Source organism: Janthinobacterium sp. 17J80-10 (assembly GCF_004114795.1).
Classification (GTDB): Bacteria; Pseudomonadota; Gammaproteobacteria; order Burkholderiales; family Burkholderiaceae_D; genus Paucimonas.
Genome location: NZ_CP035311.1, coordinates 1,656,310 through 1,680,735, shown reverse-complemented (window position 1 = coordinate 1,680,735; position 24,426 = coordinate 1,656,310). Strand labels below are relative to the sequence as shown.

At 59.4% G+C, this 24,426-nt stretch carries 19 protein-coding genes, 2 tRNA genes and 1 pseudogene; 15 read left to right on the top strand and 7 right to left on the bottom strand.

Features of this window, described 5'->3' with window-relative positions:
• Positions 1–4 precede the first annotated feature (4 nt).
• The 6 genes from EKL02_RS07615 to EKL02_RS07590 all read left to right on the top strand — a co-directional run bounded on the left by EKL02_RS07615 (position 5) and on the right by EKL02_RS07590 (position 7,454).
• The gene (locus tag EKL02_RS07615; protein WP_128901493.1) at positions 5–652 is read left to right on the top strand and encodes an ABC transporter ATP-binding protein; all 648 of its coding nucleotides are present in this window, start codon (positions 5–7) and stop codon (positions 650–652) included.
• A gap of 1 nt (position 653) precedes the next feature.
• Positions 654–3,209, top strand: a complete 2,556-nt coding sequence (locus tag EKL02_RS07610; protein WP_128901492.1) for an FtsX-like permease family protein — start codon at positions 654–656, stop codon at positions 3,207–3,209.
• The gene (locus tag EKL02_RS07605; protein WP_128901491.1) at positions 3,209–4,288 is read left to right on the top strand and encodes a carotenoid 1,2-hydratase; all 1,080 of its coding nucleotides are present in this window, start codon (positions 3,209–3,211) and stop codon (positions 4,286–4,288) included. Before EKL02_RS07610 ends, EKL02_RS07605 begins: the two co-directional genes overlap by 1 nt.
• On the top strand, positions 4,285–6,075 hold the full coding sequence (locus tag EKL02_RS07600; RefSeq protein ID WP_128901490.1) for an ABC transporter transmembrane domain-containing protein: 1,791 nt from the start codon (positions 4,285–4,287) through the stop codon (positions 6,073–6,075). Before EKL02_RS07605 ends, EKL02_RS07600 begins: the two co-directional genes overlap by 4 nt.
• An 87-nt stretch (positions 6,076–6,162) precedes the next feature.
• Entirely contained in the window at positions 6,163–6,957 is a 795-nt protein-coding gene (locus EKL02_RS07595) for a thymidylate synthase (RefSeq protein ID WP_128901489.1), read from the top strand.
• Between the two features lie 266 nt (positions 6,958–7,223).
• Positions 7,224–7,454 (top strand): hypothetical protein, encoded by a 231-nt coding sequence (locus EKL02_RS07590; RefSeq protein ID WP_128901488.1) that lies wholly within the window; start codon positions 7,224–7,226, stop codon positions 7,452–7,454.
• Positions 7,455–7,502: 48 nt separating this feature from the next.
• Here the strand turns inward: EKL02_RS07590 and EKL02_RS07585 are convergent, their stop codons facing one another.
• Positions 7,503–7,736 carry a hypothetical protein gene (locus EKL02_RS07585; protein ID WP_128901487.1) on the bottom strand — a complete coding sequence of 78 codons (234 nt, stop codon included), beginning with the start codon at positions 7,734–7,736 and terminating at the stop codon, positions 7,503–7,505.
• A 575-nt stretch (positions 7,737–8,311) separates the two neighbouring features.
• Between EKL02_RS07585 and EKL02_RS07575 the strand changes: the two genes are divergently transcribed.
• Positions 8,312–8,629: a DUF3135 domain-containing protein gene (locus tag EKL02_RS07575; protein WP_128901485.1), complete on the top strand. Its 318-nt coding sequence runs from the start codon at positions 8,312–8,314 to the stop codon at positions 8,627–8,629.
• A gap of 105 nt (positions 8,630–8,734) precedes the next feature.
• On the opposite strand, the gene EKL02_RS07570 is transcribed toward EKL02_RS07575, so the two are convergent.
• The 3 genes from EKL02_RS07570 to EKL02_RS18160 all read right to left on the bottom strand — a co-directional run bounded on the left by EKL02_RS07570 (position 8,735) and on the right by EKL02_RS18160 (position 11,759).
• Positions 8,735–10,189, bottom strand: a complete 1,455-nt coding sequence (locus tag EKL02_RS07570; RefSeq protein WP_241687821.1) for a right-handed parallel beta-helix repeat-containing protein — start codon at positions 10,187–10,189, stop codon at positions 8,735–8,737.
• A 170-nt stretch (positions 10,190–10,359) separates the two neighbouring features.
• Positions 10,360–10,623: a DUF1488 family protein gene (locus EKL02_RS07565; protein ID WP_128901483.1), complete on the bottom strand. Its 264-nt coding sequence runs from the start codon at positions 10,621–10,623 to the stop codon at positions 10,360–10,362.
• Between the two features lie 119 nt (positions 10,624–10,742).
• Positions 10,743–11,759: a hypothetical protein gene (locus tag EKL02_RS18160; protein ID WP_164931983.1), complete on the bottom strand. Its 1,017-nt coding sequence runs from the start codon at positions 11,757–11,759 to the stop codon at positions 10,743–10,745.
• Between the two features lie 173 nt (positions 11,760–11,932).
• Between EKL02_RS18160 and EKL02_RS18155 the strand changes: the two genes are divergently transcribed.
• Positions 11,933–12,106 (top strand): hypothetical protein, encoded by a 174-nt coding sequence (locus tag EKL02_RS18155; RefSeq protein ID WP_164931982.1) that lies wholly within the window; start codon positions 11,933–11,935, stop codon positions 12,104–12,106.
• Between the two features lie 137 nt (positions 12,107–12,243).
• Entirely contained in the window at positions 12,244–14,052 is a 1,809-nt protein-coding gene (locus EKL02_RS07550; RefSeq protein ID WP_241687820.1) for an alpha/beta fold hydrolase, read from the top strand.
• Between the two features lie 101 nt (positions 14,053–14,153).
• Here the strand turns inward: EKL02_RS07550 and EKL02_RS07545 are convergent.
• Positions 14,154–15,059: pseudogene (locus tag EKL02_RS07545) on the bottom strand (trypsin-like peptidase domain-containing protein); the annotation flags it as partial.
• Between the two features lie 336 nt (positions 15,060–15,395).
• On the opposite strand from EKL02_RS07545, the gene trxC reads away from it, so the two are divergent.
• Positions 15,396–15,827, top strand: a complete 432-nt coding sequence (trxC, locus tag EKL02_RS07540; RefSeq protein WP_128901481.1) for a thioredoxin TrxC — start codon at positions 15,396–15,398, stop codon at positions 15,825–15,827.
• 86 nt (positions 15,828–15,913) lie between these two features.
• Here trxC and acs read toward each other — a convergent pair whose 3' ends face one another.
• Positions 15,914–17,896 carry an acetate--CoA ligase gene (acs, locus tag EKL02_RS07535; RefSeq protein ID WP_128901480.1) on the bottom strand — a complete coding sequence of 661 codons (1,983 nt, stop codon included), beginning with the start codon at positions 17,894–17,896 and terminating at the stop codon, positions 15,914–15,916.
• A gap of 230 nt (positions 17,897–18,126) precedes the next feature.
• Here acs and EKL02_RS07530 point away from each other — a divergent pair, with 230 nt between their 5' ends.
• The 5 genes from EKL02_RS07530 to EKL02_RS07510 all read left to right on the top strand — a co-directional run bounded on the left by EKL02_RS07530 (position 18,127) and on the right by EKL02_RS07510 (position 21,575).
• Entirely contained in the window at positions 18,127–18,744 is a 618-nt protein-coding gene (locus tag EKL02_RS07530; protein ID WP_128901479.1) for a YqhA family protein, read from the top strand.
• 18 nt (positions 18,745–18,762) lie between these two features.
• Positions 18,763–20,301 (top strand): fumarate hydratase, encoded by a 1,539-nt coding sequence (locus EKL02_RS07525; protein ID WP_128901478.1) that lies wholly within the window; start codon positions 18,763–18,765, stop codon positions 20,299–20,301.
• Positions 20,302–20,418: 117 nt separating this feature from the next.
• Positions 20,419–21,240 (top strand): glutamate racemase, encoded by an 822-nt coding sequence (gene murI / locus EKL02_RS07520; RefSeq protein WP_241687818.1) that lies wholly within the window; start codon positions 20,419–20,421, stop codon positions 21,238–21,240.
• 127 nt (positions 21,241–21,367) lie between these two features.
• A tRNA-His gene (locus EKL02_RS07515) sits at positions 21,368–21,443 on the top strand.
• 57 nt (positions 21,444–21,500) lie between these two features.
• Positions 21,501–21,575: transfer RNA gene (locus EKL02_RS07510), tRNA-Thr, on the top strand.
• Between the two features lie 38 nt (positions 21,576–21,613).
• Here EKL02_RS07510 and EKL02_RS07505 read toward each other — a convergent pair.
• Entirely contained in the window at positions 21,614–24,049 is a 2,436-nt protein-coding gene (locus EKL02_RS07505) for a sulfatase-like hydrolase/transferase (protein ID WP_164931981.1), read from the bottom strand.
• Between the last annotated feature and the right edge of the window lie 377 nt (positions 24,050–24,426).

The window sequence follows — 24,426 nt, the reverse complement described above, 5'->3', positions numbered from 1 at the left end:
CACCATGCTGGAATTGCGCCATCTCTGCAAGGCCTATACCAACGGGCGCCAGGTATTGTCGAACCTGTCGTGGCAATTTGCACCAGGCGAATATGTCGCCATCATGGGTGAATCGGGCGTTGGCAAATCGACCCTTCTCAACATCATCGCCGGCCTGGATACGCCTGATTCCGGCGAAGTAGTCGTCGACGGCGTGACGATTTCCGCGCTCGATGATGATGCCGCGACGCGCCTGCGTGGCGAAAAGTTCGGTTTCATCTTCCAGGCATTCCATATCCTGCCCCACCTGAACCTGTTGCAAAACATCGGCTTGCCGCTGCTGCTCAACAGCTTGCCGCAGGAGCGCGCGGGACAAATGCTGGCGGCAGTCGGGCTGGATGGACGCGGCACGGATTTTCCGCGACAGCTGTCCGGCGGTGAGTTGCAGCGCGTGGCGATTGCCCGCGCGCTGGTCCACCGCCCCCGCCTGCTGCTGGCCGACGAGCCAACCGGCAATCTCGACCCCGAAACCGCGCATGGCGTCCAGCAATTGCTGCGCGAAGAAATTAAGGCCAGCGGCGCCACCGCCATCCTGGTGACCCATTCGCCAGCAGCAGCGGCCAGCGCGGACCGCGTGCTGGTGCTGGGCCGGGATGGCTTGCGCCCGGCCTGACATGCGCCCCCGTTCCCGCAGCAACTCCCTTCGGCGCCTGATGGGCTGGCTGCTCGCCGGCGAATGGCGCGCCCATCCGCTGCGCAGCGCAGTCGCCATTTTCGCCATCGCCGTCGGCGTGGCGCTCGGCTTTGCCATCCACCTCATCAACAGCGCCGCCCTGCATGAATTTTCCGCCGCAGTGCAAACGCTGTCCGGCCAGGCCGACTTGCAGGTCCGCGGCAGGCAGGAGTGGTTCGACGAAGCGCTCTATCCAGCCCTCGCGCAGCACCCTGGCGTTGCGGCAGCAAGCCCGGTCCTGGAACTCGACGCGGCCCTTCCCGGCCAGAACAGGCCGCTGAAGATCATCGGTGTCGACGTCTTCCGTGCCGCAGCGGTGACGCCAGAACTGATCGGCACCGTCCTCGCAGGCAACCGCAACGACACGCTCGCCGACGACTCCATCTTCCTGTCGCCCGCGGCGCTGCAATGGCTGCAGGTGCAGCCGGGCCAGCCAATCCAGGTGCGTGCCGGCACCGGCACGCTCACCCTGCTCGTGGCTGGCACGCTCACCGGCGCGCGCCCCGGCCAGCGCCTCGCCGTCATGGATATTGGCGCGCTGCAGTGGAGACTGCATCGCCTCGGGCAACTCTCGCGCATCGACCTCAAATTGCAGGCAGGCGCCGACCGTGCCGCCGTGCAGCGGCAATTGCAGCAGCAGTGGGCCGGACAGGCACTCGTCAGCCTGCCGCAGGAACAGCAGACACGCACCGCCAGCATGTCGCGTGCCTATCGCGTCAATCTGAATGTACTGGCACTAGTGGCCTTGTTCACGGGTGCATTCCTGGTGTTTTCCAGCCAGGCACAGGCGGTGATCCGCCGCCGCAGCCAGCTGGCGCTGCTGCGCGTGCTCGGCCTGACACGGCGCCAGTTGCTGCTGCAACTGCTGGCCGAGGGCGCCTTGCTGGGGACGGCAGGTTCCCAGCTGGGCCTGCTCGGCGGCTTTGCCGCTGCAGCTGCGGCCCTGCGCTACTTCGGCGCCGACCTGGGCGGCGGCTACTTTCCCGGCGTGCAACCCAGCGTCGCCTTCGCCCCGGGCGCCGCCCTGCTGTTTTTCCTGCTTGGCACCGGCATTGCGATACTCGGCAGCGCTGTCCCTGCCTGGGAAGCGGCGCGCGCGAAGCCGGCGCCGGCACTGAAGGCCGGCAGCGAGGAAGGCGCCCTGTCGCGCCTGGCAACGCCGTGGCCGGCGCTGGCTTGCCTGGTTATCGGCATTCTCTTTGCCCGCTTGCCGCCACTGGCGGGCTTGCCGGTATTCGGCTATCTTGCAGTGGCGCTCCTGCTGGTCGGCGGCATCGCCCTCATGCCGCGTCTGGCAGCTGTGGCCTTCGGCTGGCTGGCGCGTCGGGCAACGAAGCTCGGCGCGGGCGCAGCGGCCACGCTGGGCCTGGCGCGCCTGGCCAACGCCCCCGGCCACGCATCAATCGCCCTGGGCGGCGTGCTGTCGAGCTTCAGCCTGATGGTGGCGATGGGAATCATGGTGGCAAGTTTTCGGATCTCGGTGGACGACTGGCTGGCGCGGGTATTGCCCGCCGACCTGTACGTGCAGGCCGCCGGCAGCGGTGATACCGCCGGCTTCGACCTGACTGAACAGGCCGCTATCGCCACGGTACCCGGCGTCGCCCGCACCGACTTCCTGCGCATGACGCAACTGACGCTCGACCCGACCCGCCCGGACGTAGCCTTGATCGCGCGCAATATCGACCTGCAGGATCCGGGCAAGTCACTCGCCCTCATGGACGATCCCGCGCCGCTGCAAGCCATTCCCCGGGGTGCCGTTCCCGTGTGGGTGTCGGAAGCGATGGTCGACCTGTACGGCTACCGTCCTGGCAGCCGCCTGCAATTGCCGCTCGGTGGCCGACTACAGGAAGTCATCGTCGCCGGGATCTGGCGCGACTACGTGCGCCAGTTCGGCGCCATCCAGATGCGCGCGCAAGACTACCGGCGCCTGAGCGGCGACATGCAGGCTGAAAATGCCGGCCTGTGGCTTGCCCCCGGCAATACACCCGAGCAAACGATCACGGCATTGCAACGCCTGCCCTTCGGCCCAGCGCTGGAATTTTCCCAACCCGGTGAAATCCGCGCCGCCAGCCTGAAAATCTTCGACCGCAGCTTCGCCGTGACCTATCTCCTGGAAGCCGTCGCCGTACTGATCGGCCTGTTCGGCGTGGCTACCACCTTTTCCGCCCAGACCATCGCGCGCGCGCGCGAATTCGGCATGCTGCGCCACATCGGCGTCACCCGCAGCCAGGTTTTGCGCATCCTCGCCATCGAAGGCTTGCTGTTGACGTCCATCGGCATCGCCGCCGGATTTGCGCTGGGCTTTGCCATCAGCCTCATCCTGGTCTACGTCGTCAATCCGCAATCGTTCCACTGGAGCATGCAGCTGCATCTGCCTTGGGGATTGCTGGCCAGCGTCGCTTTGGTCCTGCTCGTTTCGGCCACGCTGACGGCAGTAGTGGCCGGGCGCCACGCGGTATCGGGCAATGCGGTGCGTGCAGTACGGGAGGACTGGTAATGAAAAAGATCATCGGCATCCTGGCCTGGCTGGCGCTGGCCGTCAGCACCGGCGCGGCATTTGCCGCACGACCTGTGCCGGCCAGCGTCGTGCCGGGCAAACCCTTTGCCTTCCCGCGCGACCACGGCGCCCATCCCGGGTTTCGCACCGAGTGGTGGTACGTCACGGGCTGGCTGCAGACGCCGCAGGGGAAGCCCCTCGGCTTCCAGATCACGTTCTTCCGTTCCGCTACCGACCATGACCGCGCCAACCCCAGCCGCTTCGCGCCGCAGCAACTGATCATTGCCCATGCTGCCCTGTCCGACCCCGGACAGGACAAGCTCCTGCATGACCAGAAGAGCGCCCGCGAAGGCTTTGGCCTGGCTTACGCCAAGCAGGACGACACCGACGTCAAGCTCGACAGCTGGCGGCTGCGCCGCGCCGCCGACGGGCGCTACCATGCCGACATCGCCGCGCGCGACTTTTCCCTCACGCTTGAACTTTCGCCCAGCCAGCCGCCGATGCTTCAAGGCGAAGGCGGCTTTTCGCGCAAGGGGCCGCGCCCGGAACAGGCCAGTTATTATTACAGCCAGCCGCAGTTGCAGGTCAGCGGCAGCGTGATGCGAGGCGGCCAGGCGCAATCCGTCAGCGGCACGGCGTGGCTCGACCATGAGTGGTCCACCAGCGTGCTCGATGAAAATGCCGCCGGATGGGACTGGCTGGGCGCCAACCTCGACGACGGCAGTGCCCTGATGGCTTTCCAGATTCGCGGCAAGGATGGCAAGAAATTGTGGGCGCATGCTGCTCTGCGCGATGCCGGCGGACGCGTCACGCAATACGCGCCCGACCAGGTTAGTTTCAATGCGGTGCGCCACTGGCGTTCGCCGCGCACCGATGCCCGCTACCCGGTGGCGCAAACCCTCGCGGCTGGCCCCCTCGCGTGGGAAATCTCGCCCCTGCAAAATGACCAGGAACTCGATTCGCGCCAGTCCACCGGCGCAGTCTACTGGGAAGGCGCCGTTACCCTGCGCCGCGACGGCAAGCCTGCCGGCCGCGGTTACCTCGAACTGACCGGCTATGTAAAGCCACTGAAATTATGACATCACCCGATCCCCGTGCCAAAGGCAGCCTTGCCACGCTGGCTGCACTGCTGCCCTTCCTGCGTCCCTACCTGCGCCGTTTCATCCTGGCCGGCATCGCCTTGCTGGTTGCGGCCGGCGCTACCCTTGCCATACCTTACGCGTTCCGGCAAATGGTCGACCTCGGTTTTGGCGCCGCCAGCGGCGCGGGCATTGCCAGCACTGCCCATATCGATCGTTATTTCCTCGCGCTGTTCGGCGTCGCCGGCATCCTCGCGCTGGCCACGGCGGCACGTTTTTACATGGTGTCGTGGCTGGGCGAGCGCGTCACCGCCGACTTGCGCAGCGCCGTCTACCAGCATGTCGTCAACCAGAGTCCGCAATTTTTCGAAACCGCAAAGACCGGCGAGGTGCTCTCTCGCCTGACCACGGATACCACCCTGATCCAGGCGCTGGTGGGCACCAGCATCTCGATGGCCTTGCGCAATGCCCTCCTCTTCGTCGGCGGCATGGCCATGCTGTTCTTCACCAGCGTCAAATTGTCTGCCCTGATTGTCGTATTGCTGGCACTGGTGGTCGTGCCCATCATCCTGTTCGGCCGGCGCGTGCGCAAGCTCTCGCGCGATTCGCAAGACCGCATCGCCGATGCCTCGGCGCTGGCCGGTGAAATCCTTAACGCCATGCCGACGGTGCAGGCCTACACGCAGGAAGGACGCGAGTCGCAACGCTTCGGCGTCACGGTCGAACGCGCTTTCATGACGGCCACCGCCCGTATCCGCGCCCGTTCGCAACTGACGGCGCTGGCGATCCTGCTGGTGTTCGGCGCTATCGTATTCGTGCTCTGGCTGGGCGCGAAAGCCGTGCTCGACGGCAGCATGACAGCAGGCGAACTGGGGCAGTTCATCCTCTACGCCGTCATCGTTGCCGGTGCCATCGGCGCGCTTTCGGAAGTATTGGGCGAAGCGCAGCGTGCCGCCGGCGCCACCGAGCGCCTGCTGGAACTGCTGGCGCTCAGCTCGCCGGTGCAAACCCCGGCGCATCCGCACGCCCTGCCGCAACTGGCCCAAAGCGGCGCCGCGCTGACGTTGTCCGATGTCGGCTTCAGCTATCCTTCACGCCCGCAAACACTGGCCCTGTCGCACCTCACGCTATCCATCGCACCGGGCGAGACGGTGGCCATCGTCGGTCCCTCCGGCGCGGGAAAAACCACGCTGTTCCAGTTGCTGCTGCGCTTTTACGATCCGCAGCAGGGACAGATCGCGCTCGATGGCATGGATATACGTCGGCTCGACCTGCAGGCATTGCGCGGCGCTATCGGCATCGTGCCGCAGGATACCGTGATTTTTTCTGCCGATGCGATGGAAAACATCCGCTACGGCCGTCCCGGCGCCAGTGACGAGGAAGTGGCCGCCGCCGCAAAAATGGCGGCGGCGCACGAATTCATCGAGCGGCTGCCGGAAGGCTATCGCACCTTCCTCGGCGAACGCGGCGTGCGTCTCTCCGGCGGCCAGCGCCAGCGCATTGCCATTGCCCGCGCGCTCCTGAAAAACCCGCCATTGCTGTTGCTCGACGAAGCCACCAGCGCGCTGGATGCGGAGTCCGAACGCCTGGTCCAGGGCGCGCTGGAGGCGGCGATGGAAGGCCGTACCACGCTTGTCATTGCCCACCGCCTGGCGACGGTGCAGCGCGCCGACCGGATCGTCGTCATGGAACACGGCAGGATTGTCGAAACCGGCACGCATGCGCAACTGGTGGCGCAAGGTGGCCTGTACGCCAGCCTGGCGGCGCTGCAGTTCGGCCAGGCCTGAACGGCGGGCGTCATCGCAGTTACGCTACAATGGCAGGCAATATAGCGGGCCAAGTCCGCCAGCTAAAATGCCAACCGAGATTCATCCATGCGCCAATACCTCGACTTCATGCGCCATGTGCAGCAACATGGCACCGTAAAAACCGACCGCACCGGCACCGGGACCCGTTCGGTGTTCGGTTACCAGATGCGTTTCAATTTGCAGGAAGGCTTCCCGCTGGTGACGACCAAGAAGCTGCACCTGAAGTCGATCATCCACGAGCTGATCTGGTTCCTCGCCGGCTCCACCAACACCAGGTACCTGAAGGATAATGGCGTCTCGATCTGGGATGAGTGGGCCGATGCCGAAGGCAACCTCGGGCCGATCTACGGCTACCAGTGGCGCTCCTGGCCGGCGCCGAACGGCCAGCACATCGACCAGATCGCCCAGGTGCTTGAACAGATCAAGAACAACCCGGATTCGCGCCGCATGATTGTCTCGGCCTGGAACGTGGCCGACATCCCACAGATGAAACTGCCGCCCTGCCATGCCTTCTTCCAGTTCTATGTCGCCGACGGCAAGCTGTCATGCCAGCTGTACCAGCGTAGTGCCGACATCTTCCTGGGCGTGCCTTTCAACATCGCCTCCTACGCCCTCTTGACCCACATGATGGCGCAGCAGGCTGGCCTGGAGGTAGGCGACTTCATCTGGACCGGCGGCGACTGCCACTTGTATTCCAACCACATGGACCAGGTGGCTGAACAGCTTTCGCGAACGAGCTTCCCGCTGCCAACATTGCGCATTGCACGCAAGCCAGAATCGATCTTTGACTACCGTTTCGAGGATTTTGACATTGTCGGGTACCAGTCGCATCCGGGGATCAAGGCCCCGGTGGCCGTATAAAGAGGCAAGTCAGCTGGTTCCGGCCTGTGGATTACCCACACTAAGCGTGGACAATACTGTGGACAAGTACCGGAGACAGGCGTTAAGCTTTTGTTTTAAAAGGATATTTAGGCGGCGATGAAAAATCAGGCAGTGCAGCTCCGGCTTGCACAAACAGCCGGGATGGTTCATATTTTGTGGAAATTCGCAACATCCCGATTACAACGATTTACTGTCGGAATTTACAGTAGAATAGGTGTAATCACCATTGCCGCCCGATACGTATCATGAGCAACACCATTTTTGAATTAAGAGATTCTGTCGACGTTTCTACCGGACGCCTGGGACACGTTCGCATGAAGCAGGAAAATTACAATCAGGAAGTCGCGATCATTACGGTCCATCCTGACGATATCCCGCAATTGATCGAACAGCTTGAAAAAGCCGGCAAGGAAGCACAACTCATCCGTGCTGAGCTGAACAGCCGTCCGTCTGCAAAAGAAGCAGAAAAGCCGTAACCAATCCCCTCTCCAGCACTCTCACCCGATTGCGTATTCCAGGTTGGCTCAGGCAGCCGACGCCGTAATTGCAACGAACAGAGACGTCAAGGCAAGTCCCATTATCGTAAATGCCACTTTTCGGGTATGGCTTTTTGCAGCCTCCAGCTTGCGCCAGCGCGGCTCATCCGCCTGTTGAATTGTATCCATGCTGCCTCCAGCAATTAAGTTTGTAGATTTATTGTAGGTCGTAACCAGACTAAAAACATTAATATTTAGCAAACTAATGTTTAATTGCAACATCTTTTCGCATGTTTGCACCATTGTTTCTGCCCTTTCTTGAATTTAGTCCTGTTTCCGCCAAAAAATAACTCTTCAGCAATAATCTGCCCTTTGTTCCTTTGATTTTTCTCACAGTCTTCTGTCGCCGGAGAATTAATCTTGATCAACCAATTACAAGTTGTGTACTGATTAAAATTAAGGAGACAAAAATGCATGTCGTTAGCTCATCCACTCCTAGCGGTTCTGAACGTTACGTGTTTACCCAGGCAGGCAAGAGTGAAAACACAGCAAAATCGCATTGCTGGTATTGCAATAAGCCGCTGCAATCCCACCGCACGTATTGCAGCACGGAATGCAGGGAAGCAATGTTTGAAGACAACGAGCGTGCCAGGGAGCGCCGCTTGATTTTTGGTTGCCAATGTTAAATTTCATTTGCACAAGGGCTTGCAAGCAACCGAAAATCTGAAAAGGAAAGCACTCAAACAATTTGTTTGCGGAACCCCTGCGAGGGCATGCAATTCCGTTGATAAATTACAAGTGGCACACCGGTCGAGGCTTTATTGTCAAAGGACTCACAACGCCGATCAGGAAGCGCCATGCCATTTTCCTTTCCTATCCCGGACTTCGACATGTTGCTGAAGTTGCATCAGGACGACCCGGAGGCCTTCGAAGCCCTGCGTACCCGCTTGTTACAAAACGCCGTCGACGCGGCACCGCCGGAAAGGCGCAACAGCCTGGAAAGGCTCCTTGGCCGCATTGAGGCAGCGCGTTCTCGTGCCACGCCTCAACAGGCCGCCATCCAGGCATTCGAAATGATGGCCGATTCATTGCAGGAATTGCGCCTTTCCTGGCAACAGGCCTGTTTTGCCATCAGCGAACTGCAAACGCAGGTCTTGCTCCAGAGACTACGTTAAGCTCGCCCTGTTTTTTACCAGCGGGAAATAAACCTTTAGAATCATTCACTTAAGAAATTTTCTACCCGCTTATCCACAGACTTGTTCACTGTTTGTGTGCACAAGTCAGCGCGGCCCTGCCACCGCAACCGGATGGCTGCCGGCAGGGCCAGGAATTGCCAGACACGCGGAAAAATCGTCGAATGCGCCGTACACTGATGGCGTATTCCGCAAATCCCCGCATAAGCCAAGTGGCGGAACACTGCCCGCTTTTCGCAGGGGTGGCGCTGCGCGCCAAGCAAAGTCGAACATTGCAGGCTGCACGAAAAGGTCGCGTACTGCGTGCCAACCGGCATAGTTGCGCAACAATGCGGATGTTACATTGTCGGTAGCGCGTATGACCCCATCATCGCGGCTGCGGATAATGCTATCAAGCAGGTTTCCCTCGATATCGGCGCTACTGACGGCAAACCCTACGGTAATGCCTGCAGTATCGATCAGCGTATTGTGTGCCACCCGGCTGGCCGCAGCGCGGTTGAGATAAATGCCATCGTCCGAACAGAAAGCAATCAGGTTGGCCTCGATGCTGCCACCGTCCTGCTCGGTCAGGCACTTGCGGTCGCGGCAGTACATGCTGCCGGTGCCGCCGCCGCCGAGCGACAAGCCGACGCGCTGCCCTGGAGCGCCGCGCAGCGCCCGTTCGCACAAGACGATATTGCGCTCGAAGCGATTGCCGCGGCCGGCTCCCTTGGCAAAGGCGCCGTAGCTGACGCGATTGCCATCTCCCTTGACGAAGTCGCTAATCAGATTCCCGCGGATGATCCAGTCATTGGCGCCAACAATATCGATCGGTGTCACTGGATTGGCGGTCTGACGCACGCTGGTATTGCTCAGGGTGTTGGCTTCAATAATGCCGTGGTCGGGATAATGCGTGCCATCGCCATTGACCTTGAAATGCGCATTGAAATCGGTGATGACATTGTTGCGCGCCATGAAATATGCCGCCTGTGTCGTGACATGGAAAGCATGTTCGCAATTGGTATGCTCAGGGCAAACGCCCTTGATCGCCAGATTCTCAAATATCCAGTATGGCGCCGATACCCGGAACCCTTCGGTAAGGTCGAACAGCAGGGTGACAGTGCCGGGCTGCTGCGCGCGGACTGTAATTGCGCCGGTAGCGTTGCCGGGCCGGGTCGCGTCAACGGAACGGCCATTGAAAAAATATCTGCCGGGCAGGAAGGTAATGACATCACCGGGACTTGCTGCCTGAATGGCATTGCGCGCGGCGACGGCCGAATCGACGAATACTACCTGGCCTGCTGCACCATCCCGCGGCAAACGGGCGTTACCGGTTTGCGCTGGCACAGCTTGCGCGCCAAGTTTGAGCGGTGGCAGCGCGAATGGGAGCTGCTCGCCGCGATCAAGCGACACCAGTGCGCGCTTGCTCCAACTGCCGAAATCCTCAATAAGGGGATTGTGGCCAAGCGAACGCCGCTCCAGATAGGGCCCCAGGCTGCGCGGGGCAACTTCCAGGTGATTTAGGACTACCGCCAATGCCAGCACCAGCAAGGTCAGAAGCATGACGCAAGCCCAAAAGAGCCGCTTGCGGGTAATAAATTGTACGGCAGGCATATTGCGTCGAAGCTCCCTGGCATTGCAAGCAAGGGGCACGAAAGCACCCCCAGATCCGGAGCACAGTGTAAAGGATCAACGCCTTGCTGGCAAAATTGCAATACGCTTTTGCTGTGGAATCACGCGGCGTGCGGCCGGAACGACCAGGGACCGATGACCAGCGGCTTGTCGGCCTGGCCAGAGTTGAGCAAGCGTCGGGCGACCTGCTGGATGCGATACTCGTGGCGCCTGTAAATTGCCGCCAGGTCCTGAGGATCGGCATCTTCAGACAATAGATACAACGCCTGCCGAAGAACGATGCACTTGCGCCGGGAAAAACCTTCTGCAACCGTAAACGCCACGCCTTCAAGGCCAAGTTCATTGCTTACATGATCGTTCAGCATCGCTATCCTCCCGAGTTTTACATCGAACTACACAGGGAAAGAATAAAAGCGAGCGCTAATCCATCGTTGCGGCTGATCAATGATTACTCCCGGTACTGGCAAGCGCCGCGAAAGAATGCTCAAGGAATATCCAGCAAGTGCTGCACGAAGGCGATAACGGCCTCCCGCGCCGAGGCATCATGGAACGTGCCATGCCCCAAACCAGGCACGACAAGGCTGGTTGCATCCGGCCGGCCGGCCATGTGATCTGCACAATTGCCATCAAGGGCAGCGCTGGGAAACCAGGAGTCGTCCTCATGGCGAAGTGTCAGTATGGGCGTGTCGAGCGGCAGGTAAATGCCATGCAACGCGGGCACGTTCCAGTGCGTACAAGTCCAGGAGGTTGCAATGACCCCGCGAAATCCGGCCAGAGGGGTGCGCACCGCTGCGATGGCACCCTCGCTATAGCCCATCAGCAGGAGATGTTTGCCGTCATACCAGGTTTGCATCCGGATCTGTTGACTGGCATAGGCGATTTCCTCAAGACGCATCTCATGCACCTGCGGATAAGGACCGCCGCCTTCCGTCAAATCGTCGCAGTTGACCGGGCGTCCGGACCTGGCAAAGCTGTCTGGCATCACGACCACCATGCCCAGTGAGGCCAACAGGCTGCCCCAGTTTGTATGTTCCTGCGATGCCATGCCTGCGCACCCATGCATGAAGATCAGCACCGGGTAAGTCTGGCCGTTCGGTATATCGCGCAGGCGGATGCGCGTCGCCATGCCAGGGAAGAAAACCCAGGCGCTTTCCCAGGTTTGCCGTGTCCCTTCGCCGAATGCGACGGGCAGCGTCGTGGTCGTGGCCGTTGTAGTGATCGTGGTCGTGGTCGTCGCGGCCGTGGTCGTCGTGGCAACTGGATTCGCCGCCGCCGTGCCATCCAGTGCGGCAAGTGGCACCGGGGCAGTTGACGCCCCCCCGCCGCAGCCTGGCAATCCAGGCAACAAAGCGAAAAAGACGGCAGCCAGCAGCATTCGACAGGCAAACCGCCATCCCGATTTCATCAACGACACAGGATGACGAAAGGAAGACATGGGCAAGAGGAGCACGTTGCCTTGCGCAAAACTGGCACGCAAGGCAGCGCATGCACAAAAATTCATCTTAGGAGCAGGATGGTGACAAGCGGGTTGATGCCCCTCATGAAGCGATCGATCCAATGAAAATAAACCTTGGTTCCATTAAATTGCAGTAAGGAAAGCTTCTTTTAAAAAATCATTCCACTGAGAATAAATTTCGATCTACAATCGCCTATCGCAATAACGATGGAAAACAAATGCTTTTTGTCGTGACAGTCATGGTCATCCTGATGCTTGCCCTGGCCAGCTTCTATCTCGTCTGGTCGGCCTCCGAGAATGGCGTAACAAATAAAGATCTCGATAATGTCTATTGTCATGATCAGGCATATATCGCCCAGGCCCCCCGCGAAGCCTGGAACGATCCGGATTGATCTTTATTTCCCTCATGCAATAATCCGCAAAATCCGGCAAGCAGGCAGCGCCTGTGCGGATGGATGACAAAGCTCAAACACGGCCATTTGAGTCTTGACTAAGGTGTAATCAATCACTTTTGGAAAGACCGACCGCCATGGACCAGCACGCAACCGTTCCAGAAGGGGTCGAGCGCATGGCCAGCCAGTGGCTGGGGACCCTGCACCGCGACTTTCCCTTTTACCATGAGCCGTACAACCAGGCACCGTCTGCCAATCTTGACCGCATTCTGAAGGCGGGAATCGGCAAGCTGACGGCCAATATCTCGCCGATGTCGATCTGGATGGCGTATGTCGACTGGCTGATGCATGTCCAGTATTCACCGTCCAAGCAACAGGAATTGCTGACGGAAGCAGCCCGAAAAATCTGGCGCTGGAATGAATATGAACTGGAAATTGTGCAAGACGATCCCCATGCCGCGCAAACCTCGGTCGTGCCCCTGCCCCAAGACAAGCGATTTGCGGATCCCGCATGGCGGCGCTGGCCCTTCAATGTCATTTCTCAGGGATTTCTGCTGACGCAGCAATGGTGGCATCGCGCAACCACCGATGTTTCAGGCGTATCGCTGCACCACGAAGAAGTCGTCAACTTCGTGGTGCGGCAGATTCTCGATATGTATTCGCCTTCGAACTTCCTTCTCACCAATCCTGTCGTGCTGCAGGAAACCTTGCATACTGGTGGACGCAACCTGGTAGCGGGATTGCAGAATGCACTGAAGGATATCGAACACACCGTCAACGATACGCATCCGCAAGCCAGGTCAAGCTTCAAGGTAGGTCAGAACCTTGCCGTCACGCCGGGCAAGGTCGTGTTCCGCAACCGTTTGATCGAGCTGATCCGCTACGAACCGACCACCGAGACAGTGCATGAAACGCCCATCCTGTTCGTGCCGGCGTGGATCATGAAATACTACATTCTCGATCTGTCGCCCAAAAATTCCCTGGTCAAGTACCTGCTGGACCAGGGCTACACGGTCTTCATGATTTCCTGGAAAAATCCTCTGGCTTCGGATCGCGACATGTCGCTGGAGGATTACCGCAAGTTGGGCGTGATGGATGCGCTGGAAGCGGCGCTTGAACAGACTGGTGCGCCGCACATCAACGCCGTCGGCTATTGCCTGGGCGGCACACTTTTATCGATTGCCGCTGCGGCAATGGCACGCCACCATGACCGCCGCCTCGCCAGCATTACGCTGTTTGCCTCGCAAGTGGATTTCAAGGAACCTGGCGAACTGTCGCTGTTCATTGATGAAAGCCAGATCACCCTGCTGGAAGCGATCATGTGGGACCAGGGTTACCTGGACACCAAGCAGATGGCGGGTGCCTTTCAGCTGATGCGCTCGAACGACCTGATCTGGTCGCGCAGGCTGAACCAGTATCTGCTGGGTCGCTCGGAACCGGAGAACGACTTGATGGCGTGGAATGGCGATGCCACCCGCATGCCGTTCCGCATGCATTCGGAATACCTTCGCAAGCTCTTCCTCGACAATGAACTGGCCGAAGGCAGCTATTGCGTGGATGACCAGCCAATTGCGCTGACCGATATCCGTGCGCCGATCTTTTCCGTCGGCACACTGACCGATCACGTCGCACCATGGCGCTCAGCCTTCAAGATCCATTTATTGGCAGATACCGAAGTCACCTTCCTGCTGACCACAGGCGGCCACAACGCCGGCGTAGTCTCGCCACCGGGACAACCGCGCCGCAGCTACCAGGTGGCGACCAGTCACCATCAGGATCCCTATATCGACCCGGATATCTGGCAATCCCGCACTCCACGCCATGAAGGATCCTGGTGGCCAGAGTGGGAGCGCTGGCTGCGCCGGCACTCGTCCAGGCGGATTTCCCCGCCGCCCTTTGACAAGATTCTCTATAACGCACCTGGAAAATACGTATTGCAGCCGTAAGGCGGAGGCAGGTGCCCCACCACTTAGCCTTGCAATTCGTCCACCTTGATTTTCAAAGGGATGGTTTTATCCTTGCGCCACACCTCGGCACCCACCGTCGTCCCCGGCCGGCTTGCGCCCACCAGCCGGGCCAGGTCGGCAGGATTGCGCACTTCCTTGCCATCGTAGCGTAACACCACGTCACCCGGCACGATGCCGGCACGGTCGGCTGGACCGCCTCGCTGTACAGCCGCCACCAACACACCCTGAGGCTGCTTCAGGCCCAAGGCGGCAGCGATATCCTGCGTCAATTCCTGCGACTGCACGCCGATTCGCCCGCGCGTCACCTTGCCGGTCTCGCGTAATTGACGGGAAATATCCAGTGCAATGTCGATCGGAATGGCAAACGAGATGCCCATGTAACCGCCCGTCTGGCTGTATATCTGCGAATTGATGCCAATGACATCTCCACGGGTACTGAATAGCGGCCCACCGGAATTGCCGGGATTGACGGCCACGTCGGTCTGAATAAATGGGACATAGCTGCCGTTGGGCAACAGCCTTCCCTTGGCGCTGACGACACCCACCGTCACGCTGTTTTCAAAGCCGAAGGGGGCGCCAATGGCCGCTACCCATTCGCCGGCTTCGAGGCGATTCGGATCCCCCATGGTTACTACGGGCAAACTGGTTGCATCAATCTTGATCAGGGCGACATCCGTATAGCGGTCATAGCCGATGACCTTGGCCTGGAATTCGCGCTTGTCGGTCAGCTTGACCATGACCTCATCGGTATCGGCGATCACATGGGCATTGGTCAGCACATAACCATCCTGGCTGATAATGAAGCCCGAACCCAGGCCTACCTGGGGAGCTTCGCCCATTTGCGGCAAGCCGCCAAAACGCCGGAAAAACTCATAAAAGGGGTCGCCCTCGCGCAAGCCGGCTACAGCTCCATTGCCGCCGCGCAAAGTACTGATGTTGACGACTGCCGGCCCCTCCCGTTTGACCAGCTCGACAAAATTTGGCAAGGCCAGGCCAGGTGCAGGCACGACGATCGGCGCTGCCTTGCCGGCGGGCTCGGACACGGGGGGTGGTGCGGGCGTGGGTTCCGGAGAACATCCAAGGAGCGCCATCGCCATGGCCGCTGCCGCGCAGCTTGCAGGAAAACCCGGGCGCATGGACATGCTGGCTCCTTGATTCGGCAATGTGGTGGGATACTGAGCATGATGACGCCGCAGGCGCTGGCGGGCATTCATCTGCATCAAGCGTGATGAGCGACATCTTGAATTTACATTCCATGCCATCATGTTCAGTCACAGGATGCCGGGCAAGGCCGGCACCGCCAAACCAATACAAGGCTTGCCATGTCACTGCACCTCGTTTGCCCTGCCTGCCAGGCTGTTAATCGCGTGCCACAGGAGCGCCTGTCCGAAGCGCCGGATTGCGGCCGCTGCCATCGACCTTTGTTTTCCGGACAGCCACTATCGCTGGCGACTGCTGAGTTCGACAGGCAACTGCAAAAGAGTGACCTGCCCCTGCTGGTGGATTTCTGGGCTCCCTGGTGCGGCCCTTGCCGCATGATGGCGCCAGCGTTCGAACAGGCCGCAACCCAGTTGGAGCCGCATTTTCGACTGCTCAAGGTCAACACCGAGGAAGAACAGGCGCTTGCGGCGCGCTATGCCATCCGTAGCATCCCGACCCTGGCCATCTTTCATCAGGGCCGGGAAATCCGCCGTCAACCCGGCGCCATGGGCGTGGCTGACATCGTACGCTGGGCCCGCAGCACGCCAGGCTGACGCCTGGTGCTTGAGAAAATTGACAGCAACACATGAAAAAGGCCGGCGCGGCATGTGCCGCGCCGGCCTGGCTGACTGCCAAAAATTTACTGGGCCTGCTTCAATTGATCGAGGATGGCCGGGTTCTCCAGGGTCGAGATATCCTGGGTGATATCCTCGCCCTTGGCCAGGACGCGCAACAGCCGCCGCATGATCTTGCCCGAGCGCGTCTTGGGCAGGTTGTCGCCAAAACGCAGTTCCTTGGGCTTGGCGATCGGGCCGATTTCCTTGCCCACCCAGTCGCGCAATTCCTTGGCAATCTGCCTGGCCTCTTCACCGGTCGGGCGACTGCGCTTCAGCACCACGAAGGCGCAGATCGCCTCGCCCGTGGTTTCATCCGGCTTGCCCACCACGGCGGCTTCGGCCACCAGCGGATGCGCCACCAGGGCCGATTCGATTTCCATGGTCCCCATGCGGTGACCCGAGACATTCAGCACATCGTCGATGCGCCCGGTGATGGTGAAATACCCCGTGTCCTTGTTGCGGATCGCCCCGTCGCCTGCCAGGTACAGCTTGCCGGCAAACTCTTCCGGGAAATAACTCTTCTTGAAGCGCTCCGGGTCATTCCAGATCGTGCGGATCATCGAGGGCCAGGGCCGCTTGACCACCAGGATGCCGCCCTGGCCATTGGGCAACTCATTGCCGGTCTCGTCGACGATGGCCGCCATGATCCCCGGCAAGGGCAGCGTGCACGACCCCGGCACCATGGGCGTGGCTCCCGGCAGCGGCGAAATCATGTGGCCGCCAGTCTCGGTTTGCCAGAACGTGTCGACGATCGGGCATTGCTCGCGGCCGATGTGCTTGTAGTACCACATCCATGCTTCCGGGTTGATGGGCTCGCCCACCGAGCCCAGGATGCGCAGGGAAGACAAGTCGTACTTCGACGGATGGATAGCGGCGTCGGCATCGGCCGCCTTGATCAGCGAGCGGATGGCCGTGGGCGCGGTATAGAAAATGCTCACCTTGTGGCGCGCGATCATGTCCCAGAAACGCCCGGCGTTCGGGAAGGTCGGCACGCCTTCGAAGACCACTTGCGTGGCGCCCACGGCCAGGGGCCCATAGGTGATGTAGGTGTGGCCGGTGACCCAGCCGATGTCGGCGGTGCACCAGAAGATGTCGGCCGGCTTGATGTCGAAGGTCCATTTCATCGACAAGGCGGCCCACAGCAGGTAGCCGCCGGAAGAATGCTGCACGCCCTTGGGCTTGCCGGTGGAGCCGGACGTATAGAGGATGAACAGCGGATGCTCGGCATCGACCCATTCCGGCTCGCACGCCTCGGCCTGGTCGGCCACCAGCTCGTGCAGCCACAGGTCGCGCCCAGCGTTGACGGCAATATTGCCGCCGGTGCGGCGATAGACGATGACATTTTTGATGGAGTCGCAACCGCCCAGGCCCAGCGCTTCATCGACGATGGCTTTCAGCGGCAGTTGCTTGCCGCCGCGCAGCTGCTCGTCGGCGGTGATCACGGCCACCGCGCCGGCATCGATGATGCGTTCCTGCAGGGACTTGGCGGAAAAGCCGCCGAACACCACCGAGTGGGTGGCGCCGATGCGCGCGCACGCCTGCATGGCGGCAATGCCTTCGACCGACATGGGCATGTAGATGACGACGCGGTCGCCCTTCCGGATGCCCAGCGATTTCAAGCCATTGGCAAGCTTGCAGACGCGCTGGTGCAATTCGCGGTACGTCACCCGGGTGACGTCGCCGCCATCGGCTTCGAAGATCACCGCGGTCTTGTCGGCATTGCCATTGGCCAGGTTGCGGTCGAGGCAATTGTACGAAACGTTGAGTTCGCCATCGCCGAACCACTTGTAGAACGGCGCAGCCGATTCATCCAGGGTTTGCGTGAAAGGCTTGTGCCAGTCGAGGTTTTCGCGGGCGAGCCGGCCCCAGAAACCGGCATAGTCCTGCTCGGCCTCGGCGCACAGGGCGCGGTACGCGTCCATGCCGGATATCGCGGCATCTTTTACCAGCGCCGCCGGCGGGTTGAACACCCGGCTTTCCTGTTTGGCATTTTCAATCTCGGCCATCGTCATCTCCTGCAAGCTGTTGTTGTGGACAAAATTACATTATTTATTTCCTATTATTGTATCTCTTGTCATTTGATTTGCGCGGCTATCCGAAGGAGTATTGTTCTTCAATAATTCTATTCGGCCATTCGACGGCCTATCCCGGCATAACTGCGTGCAAGGCCAGGCCAGCGCCGTGTAAAATGTCGGGATTCATTTTTTGTCTCCTAGCATCATTTCGGAAAGAAAGCATGTCATTGAAGGAAGATCCCGAAATTCGGGCCAGCCGTCCGATCCGCCCCTTGGCCAACCTGATTTTCATGAGCCGCTGGCTGCAGCTGCCGCTCTATCTTGGCTTGATCCTTGCGCAAGTCGTGTATGTATTCCATTTCTGGGTCGAGCTGACCGACCTGATCGGTGCCGTGTTCGGCAATGCCACTTCGCTTGAACACATTCTTACTGCGGTTTCGGTCGACGGCACGCCCCGAGGCACCAAGCTGACCGAAAGCACCATCATGCTGGTCGTGCTGGGCCTGATCGACGTGGTCATGATTTCCAACCTGCTGATCATGGTGATCGTCGGCGGCTATGAAACTTTTGTCTCGCGCATGCACCTGGAAAGCCATCCGGACCAGCCGGAGTGGCTCTCGCACGTGAATGCCTCGGTGCTGAAGGTCAAGCTGGCCACCGCCATCATCGGCATTTCCTCGATCCACTTGCTGAAAACCTTCATCAACGCCGGCGCCTATAGCGACAAGGTGCTGCTGGCGCAAACCGGCATCCACCTGACATTCCTGGTATCTGCGCTGGCGATTGCCTATTGCGACCGCCTGATCTCGGGCACCCACGCACCGAATTCTGAACATTAATTCTTTGAAAGCACGCTCATGACTATCATCAAGCAAGAAGACCTCATCGAATCGGTTGCCGCTGCCCTGCAGTACATCAGCTACTACCACCCTGCCGACTACATCCAGCATCTGGCACGCGCCTACCAGAGCGAGCAAAGCCCTGCCGCAAAGGATGCGATCGCACAAATTCTCACCAACTCGAAAATGTGCGCCGAAGGCCACCGACCAATTTGCCAGGATACCGGCATCGTCAATGTCTTCCTGAAGATCGGCATGGAAGTGCGTTTCGAAGGCTTCAAGGGCTCGATCACCGATGCCGTCAATGAAGGCGTGCGCCGCGGCTATGCCAACTCGGACAATGTGCTGCGCGCTTCCGTCGTGGCCGACCCCCTGTTCGACCGCAAAAATACCAAGGACAACACGCCGGCCGTGATCCACATGGAAGTCGTGCCGGGCAACACCGTCGACGTGCAAGTTGCCGCCAAGGGCGGCGGTTCGGAAAACAAATCCAAGTTCGTCATGCTGAACCCCTCCGACTCCGTGGTCGACTGGGTCCTGAAGACCGTGCCAACCATGGGCGCCGGCTGGTGCCCGCCCGGCATGCTGGGCATCGGCATCGGCGGCACCGCCGAAAAGGCCATGCTGATGGCCAAGGAATCGCTGATGGACCACATCGACATGTATGAGCTGCTGCAGCGCGGCCCGCAAAACAAGCTCGAGGAATTGCGCATCGAGCTGTATGAAAAGGTCAATGCACTGGGTATTGGCGCTCAGGGCCTGGGTGGCCTGACCACCGTGCTGGACATCAAGATCAACATGTACCCGACCCATGCGGCGTCCAAGCCGGTCGCCATGATTCCGAACTGCGCGGCGACCCGCCACGCCCACTTCGTGCTCGATGGCTCCGGCCCCGCCTATATCGATCCGCCGTCGCTGTCCGACTGGCCGGATGTGCAATGGCTGCCGGACACCGAAAAGTCCAAGCGCATCGACCTCGACACCCTGACCCGCGAAGAAGTCGCTTCGTGGAAGCCCGGCCAGACCCTGCTCTTGAACGGCAAGATGCTGACCGGCCGCGACGCCGCCCACAAGCGCATTGCCGACATGCTGGCCAAGGGCGAATCCCTGCCGGTGGACTTCACCAACCGCGTGATCTACTACGTCGGCCCGGTCGATCCGGTGCGCGACGAAGTGGTGGGCCCGGCGGGTCCGACCACGGCCACCCGCATGGACAAGTTCACCGACATGATGCTGGAAAAAACCGGCCTGATCTCGATGATCGGCAAGGCCGAGCGCGGCCCGGTCGCCATCGAATCGATCAAGAACCACAAGTCAGCCTACCTGATGGCAGTCGGCGGCTCGGCCTACCTGGTCTCCAAGGCCATTAAGAGCGCCAAGGTCGTCGGCTTTGCGGACCTGGGCATGGAAGCGATCTACGAGTTCGAGGTCAAGGACATGCCGGTGACGGTTGCCGTCGACTCCAACGGCATCTCGGTGCACAACACCGGGCCGAAGGAATGGCAGGAGCGCATAGCCTCCGCCAAGCTCATCGACATCCCCGTGATCCCGGCCTAAGCCATTCCCACCGCACGAGCCGACATGAGCCTGCCAGCGCCGATGGATAAAGACAGGAGTACGGGCTTGCAAGCCCGTACCGCCGCATAGGCAGGCTGCATGCAGCCCGAAACCCCTATGCTTGCCCCAATCGGCGTTTTCGATTCCGGCATCGGCGGCCTGTCGGTGTTGCGCCATATCTGCGCGCATCTGCCCGAAGAAAACCTGCTGTATTTCGCCGACTCCGGCTTTGCTCCCTATGGTGGCAAGCCGGAAGAAGTGATTGTGGCGCGTTCTCTGGGCATCGCCGCCTTCCTGCTGGAACAAGGCGCCAAGGCGCTGGTGGTAGCCTGCAATACCGCCACGGCCGCCTCGATCAAGGCGCTGCGCGAGCGCTATCCCACGCTGGCGGTCGTAGGCGTCGAGCCGGGATTGAAACCTGCCGCTGCCATCAGCAAGAGTCGAAAGATTGGCGTATTGGCAACCGAGCGCACGCTGGCCAGTGAAAAATTCCGCCAATTGCGTGAATACACCAGCGCCGCCACCGATGTGCAATTCCTGTCCCAGGCTTGCAAGGGCCTGGCCGACCAGGTCGAAAAAGGCGAGTTGCATTCCCCAGCGACGATGGCCCTGCTGAACCAGTATGTCACGCCGCTGCTGCAGCAAGGCGCCGACACCCTGGTACTTGGTTGCACCCACTACCCCTTCGTCCGTCCCGCCATCGAAAGCCTGATAAAGCAAGTCTCGCCGGGGCCGGTCGAGATCATCGACACCGGCGCGGCGGTGGCACGCCAACTGGGCCGGCTGCTGAACCAGCATGGCCTGCGGCGCCAGGATGCGGCTACGGGAACATTGCACGCCTATACCACCGGTAGCCAGACCACGCTGGCCCAGGCATTCGAAACGCTTCTGCACCTGCGTCCGGAAGTACTGGCAATCCAGTCTCCGGAAGGTGTCTGAACCCCGTAAATTTGGGGTTGCGCGTGCCGACCGAGGAAATCGCACAGACAATTTGCCAGCAGCCGACAAATTTTGTATAATGATGGGCTGCCGGGATACTAGTTATCGCGGCACTGCTTTTTCAGTGGCGGCTGTAGCTCAGTTGGTAGAGTCCAGGATTGTGATTCCTGTTGTCGCGGGTTCGAGCCCCGTCGGTCGCCCCACAGAATTCGAGCAAACAGCCCATCTTCATTGATGGGCTTTTTGTTTTCTGAAGTTTGGCCCATGTAGCTCAGTGGCAGAGCACTCCCTTGGTAAGGGAGAGGTCGGCAGTTCAATCCTGCCCATGGGCACCAGCCTCCCCCATAGTCCTCCAAGCGTCAATCCCAATGCATCAATAATCAAACGCGCTCCGATAGGGAATGCTGTAGGTATTGCTGCGCGCAAGAATGGCGCGATCGATATCCTTCCCGCCACCCGCAGACATGTCCTTGATGCTGTACTGCAGCCGGGTTGCCGCATGCAAGCTTCTTACAAAGGGAACGGCCTCGATGTCAAAAGCAATCCCCTGCACGCCCGCCTGCTCGATGACAGGCAGGATCTCGCGTGCGAAACGCTGGCAAACCGCCTGCAGGGTATCGCGCGCGCATCCGGCGCCCAGATCCGCTGGCAGCGCGTAAAACAATTCATAGCCAGCCTTGGCCAGGCGCTGCAATCCCTGCCTGTCCACCCCGTCAAAATGCGGGATTTCAATCACTATCCGGTGACGCTGGTCGGGCAAAAACAGGCGGTCGAGTTGTGCCTGCAATACGGCCAGATTGCGGCTGTCCGGATTGCGAATCGCCAGCAACATGTGCCCTTCCAGAGGTGGGCCGAAGGCAATCAAATCCTTCAGTTGCAAATGATTGTTGGCCTGCGGCGGTCGATACACATACAGCTTGTCGGCTTCGGCATCGATGGTGATATCGATCTCAACGCATTGGAATATGCTCGCGGCTTCGCGAAATTTCAACAGGCTGTTGGTGCGAGACGAGCAAAGCTTGTTTTTTTCCGGCCCGGGAAAGGCATTGTAGAGGCGCCGCTTGCGAAAGTAGTCATGCCCGTGGTTAAGCAAGTCATGGCGCTGCGAAGCATCTTCATCGTCCACGGCAAGGATGAACTGGTTGCCGCGAATATCTGTTCGACGCAAGGCGTAACGCTTTGGCGCCTGCATGTCCGGCCTGAATACCGATAATAATTGCCGCTCCTTGTAATCGATGCCGGCGAGGTCAATGAGGGTATCGCTCAGCCACTCAATGCTGTAGGGCTTGGTGCGATTTTCCTGTGCGGCGCGATACAGGTCTGGATAGGCCTCCCTGGCCGCCGAATTAAAGTAAATGAAAAAAGGGATTTCAATATGGCGATAACTGTTTCGCCGGGAGTCATGGCCGGTGCCTTCGTAGATTTCCTCACCATGGTCGGCAAAATACAAAAAGACTACGGGCAACGTGCGCTGCGCAATATCATCAATCACTGCGCGCAGGTTTTTGGAAACGAAGGACATCACCGAGCCATAACAGTCGATCGATTCCATGCGCTCGTTCAGGTCGCCAACATACATGTCGCCAAACAGGGCATGTTGCGACAGGGTTGGCAGAAATCTCCCTGAAACTGTGTGTTCTTCGCGCGGAATATTCTTACAGTAATCGGCATGGCCGGCATAGGAATGCAAAAACATCATTTGTCGCGAACGCTCCAGGTGCGATGCCTCCTCCAGATACGCCGCGACCAGGGCACGGTCGGTTTTTCTTACGCCATTGAAGTACATCCGTTCGGCCCCATTGAGCACTTTCAGATGCTGGCTGTGTCGGCCGAACAATTCGGAATTCCAGTCCCAGCGCCCGACCAGATTTTGATTGGAAATCCAGTGCGTCTCCATCCCCCCTTTCTCCAGGACAGCCAGTGTGTTGGGGCGGCGCAAATCCTTGATCAGCAAGAATTGATCGAGGTAAGGATCCTTACTCATGGTGAACGCGCGATACAGGGATGGAAACGTATGCGAAAAGGATGTCACCACATCCGAGAAAACGATCAGCTCGTCGCGAATTTCCTGAAGTGGATCAGCTTGCGCATAAGCAGGCATGTAAAGGGGGAAATTCTCGCGCGACGTCGATTCGCCAATGTAGACGACCACATTGGGCGCTTCTCGCGTGCGGCCCAGTGCTCCGACGGCGCGGGCAGTTGATGACTCCAGGCGTTCGCGGAAGTAATCGATTGAATGATAATTTACTGCCATCTGATAAAAAAAATGGGCAATTGTCAGGAGATATACGAGGGCAATGATCTTGAGGGCCAATCGGATGTCTCGCAATCCTGCCGTGCCGCCACTTTTCCGCACTAACAGAGCATATACGGGAATCAATAACAGGGGCCCAAACAGGACAATGCATTCCTTGACCGAAAGCTTTACGAACGAAAGGTAGGATTCGATGAAATCGCCCCCCTCCTGGGAATTGGCATGCATGATTTCCGCCATCGAATCGGAACCCATGTTATCGAATTTTCCTTTCGCCACCACAGTCAGGATGAAGGCAAGCAGAAAAAACGTAAGCAATGACTTGCTACGCTCAAGCCGGTGAAATCCCAGCGCGCTGACCACCATGAGCAGGACCAGGCCCAGGAGCAGCAAAAAGCCGACCTGGTCCACTTTGTTAATAACATGAATGATTTCCTCGCCGTGGTTAAGCCGGTATAGATACGACAGGAACCCCTGAAGAAAAAAAGCAATTGCAATCAGCAAGGACGCGGCGAGCGCAGTGATCGTAAAAAAATGGTTCTGAATCGTTCGCATGGCGTACCGGCTGCGGCGCACAGGAACCAGCGCTGAATTCTGCGAGTTCCGCAACACTTCATTGCGAAATTGCACGTCAATTTGCGCCATTAAGTTTGTCCCTCCTTAAAGGCTTTTCCAAAAACGAGCGGAACAGATCAACAGGGGAATTGGCAATTATTTCCCTTAATCGCCAGCACGTAGGAGATGACGATCTTCGTGCCGTGCATACACAACGGCGCAGCTTGTCATCGTTTCGTCATAATCGACCGACGTGTTGCCGGATTGTTCGGCCCAATAGCTCTATTGCTTGCGTCAGGTCGTATAAAAGCAAAATAAATGCCGCAAAATAAAGGCATGTTCTGCATTGCCCGGCCCGAAGGCCGTGCCGCCCAAGA

Bases quoted from the DNA above. Each gene is read 5' to 3' on its own strand.
- EKL02_RS07615 (WP_128901493.1), top strand. From the start codon at position 5: ATGCTGGAATTGCGCCATCTCTGCAAGGCCTATACCAACGGGCGCCAG.
- EKL02_RS07610 (WP_128901492.1), top strand. From the start codon at position 654: ATGCGCCCCCGTTCCCGCAGCAACTCCCTTCGGCGCCTGATGGGCTGG.
- EKL02_RS07605 (WP_128901491.1), top strand. From the start codon at position 3,209: ATGAAAAAGATCATCGGCATCCTGGCCTGGCTGGCGCTGGCCGTCAGC.
- EKL02_RS07600 (WP_128901490.1), top strand. From the start codon at position 4,285: ATGACATCACCCGATCCCCGTGCCAAAGGCAGCCTTGCCACGCTGGCT.
- EKL02_RS07595 (WP_128901489.1), top strand. From the start codon at position 6,163: ATGCGCCAATACCTCGACTTCATGCGCCATGTGCAGCAACATGGCACC.
- EKL02_RS07590 (WP_128901488.1), top strand. From the start codon at position 7,224: ATGAGCAACACCATTTTTGAATTAAGAGATTCTGTCGACGTTTCTACC.
- EKL02_RS07585 (WP_128901487.1), bottom strand. From the start codon at position 7,736: ATGTTGCAATTAAACATTAGTTTGCTAAATATTAATGTTTTTAGTCTG.
- EKL02_RS07575 (WP_128901485.1), top strand. From the start codon at position 8,312: ATGCCATTTTCCTTTCCTATCCCGGACTTCGACATGTTGCTGAAGTTG.
- EKL02_RS07570 (WP_241687821.1), bottom strand. From the start codon at position 10,189: ATGCTTCTGACCTTGCTGGTGCTGGCATTGGCGGTAGTCCTAAATCAC.
- EKL02_RS07565 (WP_128901483.1), bottom strand. From the start codon at position 10,623: ATGCTGAACGATCATGTAAGCAATGAACTTGGCCTTGAAGGCGTGGCG.
- EKL02_RS18160 (WP_164931983.1), bottom strand. From the start codon at position 11,759: ATGAATTTTTGTGCATGCGCTGCCTTGCGTGCCAGTTTTGCGCAAGGC.
- EKL02_RS18155 (WP_164931982.1), top strand. From the start codon at position 11,933: ATGCTTTTTGTCGTGACAGTCATGGTCATCCTGATGCTTGCCCTGGCC.
- EKL02_RS07550 (WP_241687820.1), top strand. From the start codon at position 12,244: ATGGACCAGCACGCAACCGTTCCAGAAGGGGTCGAGCGCATGGCCAGC.
- trxC (WP_128901481.1), top strand. From the start codon at position 15,396: ATGTCACTGCACCTCGTTTGCCCTGCCTGCCAGGCTGTTAATCGCGTG.
- acs (WP_128901480.1), bottom strand. From the start codon at position 17,896: ATGGCCGAGATTGAAAATGCCAAACAGGAAAGCCGGGTGTTCAACCCG.
- EKL02_RS07530 (WP_128901479.1), top strand. From the start codon at position 18,127: ATGTCATTGAAGGAAGATCCCGAAATTCGGGCCAGCCGTCCGATCCGC.
- EKL02_RS07525 (WP_128901478.1), top strand. From the start codon at position 18,763: ATGACTATCATCAAGCAAGAAGACCTCATCGAATCGGTTGCCGCTGCC.
- murI (WP_241687818.1), top strand. From the start codon at position 20,419: ATGCTTGCCCCAATCGGCGTTTTCGATTCCGGCATCGGCGGCCTGTCG.
- EKL02_RS07505 (WP_164931981.1), bottom strand. From the start codon at position 24,049: ATGCGAACGATTCAGAACCATTTTTTTACGATCACTGCGCTCGCCGCG.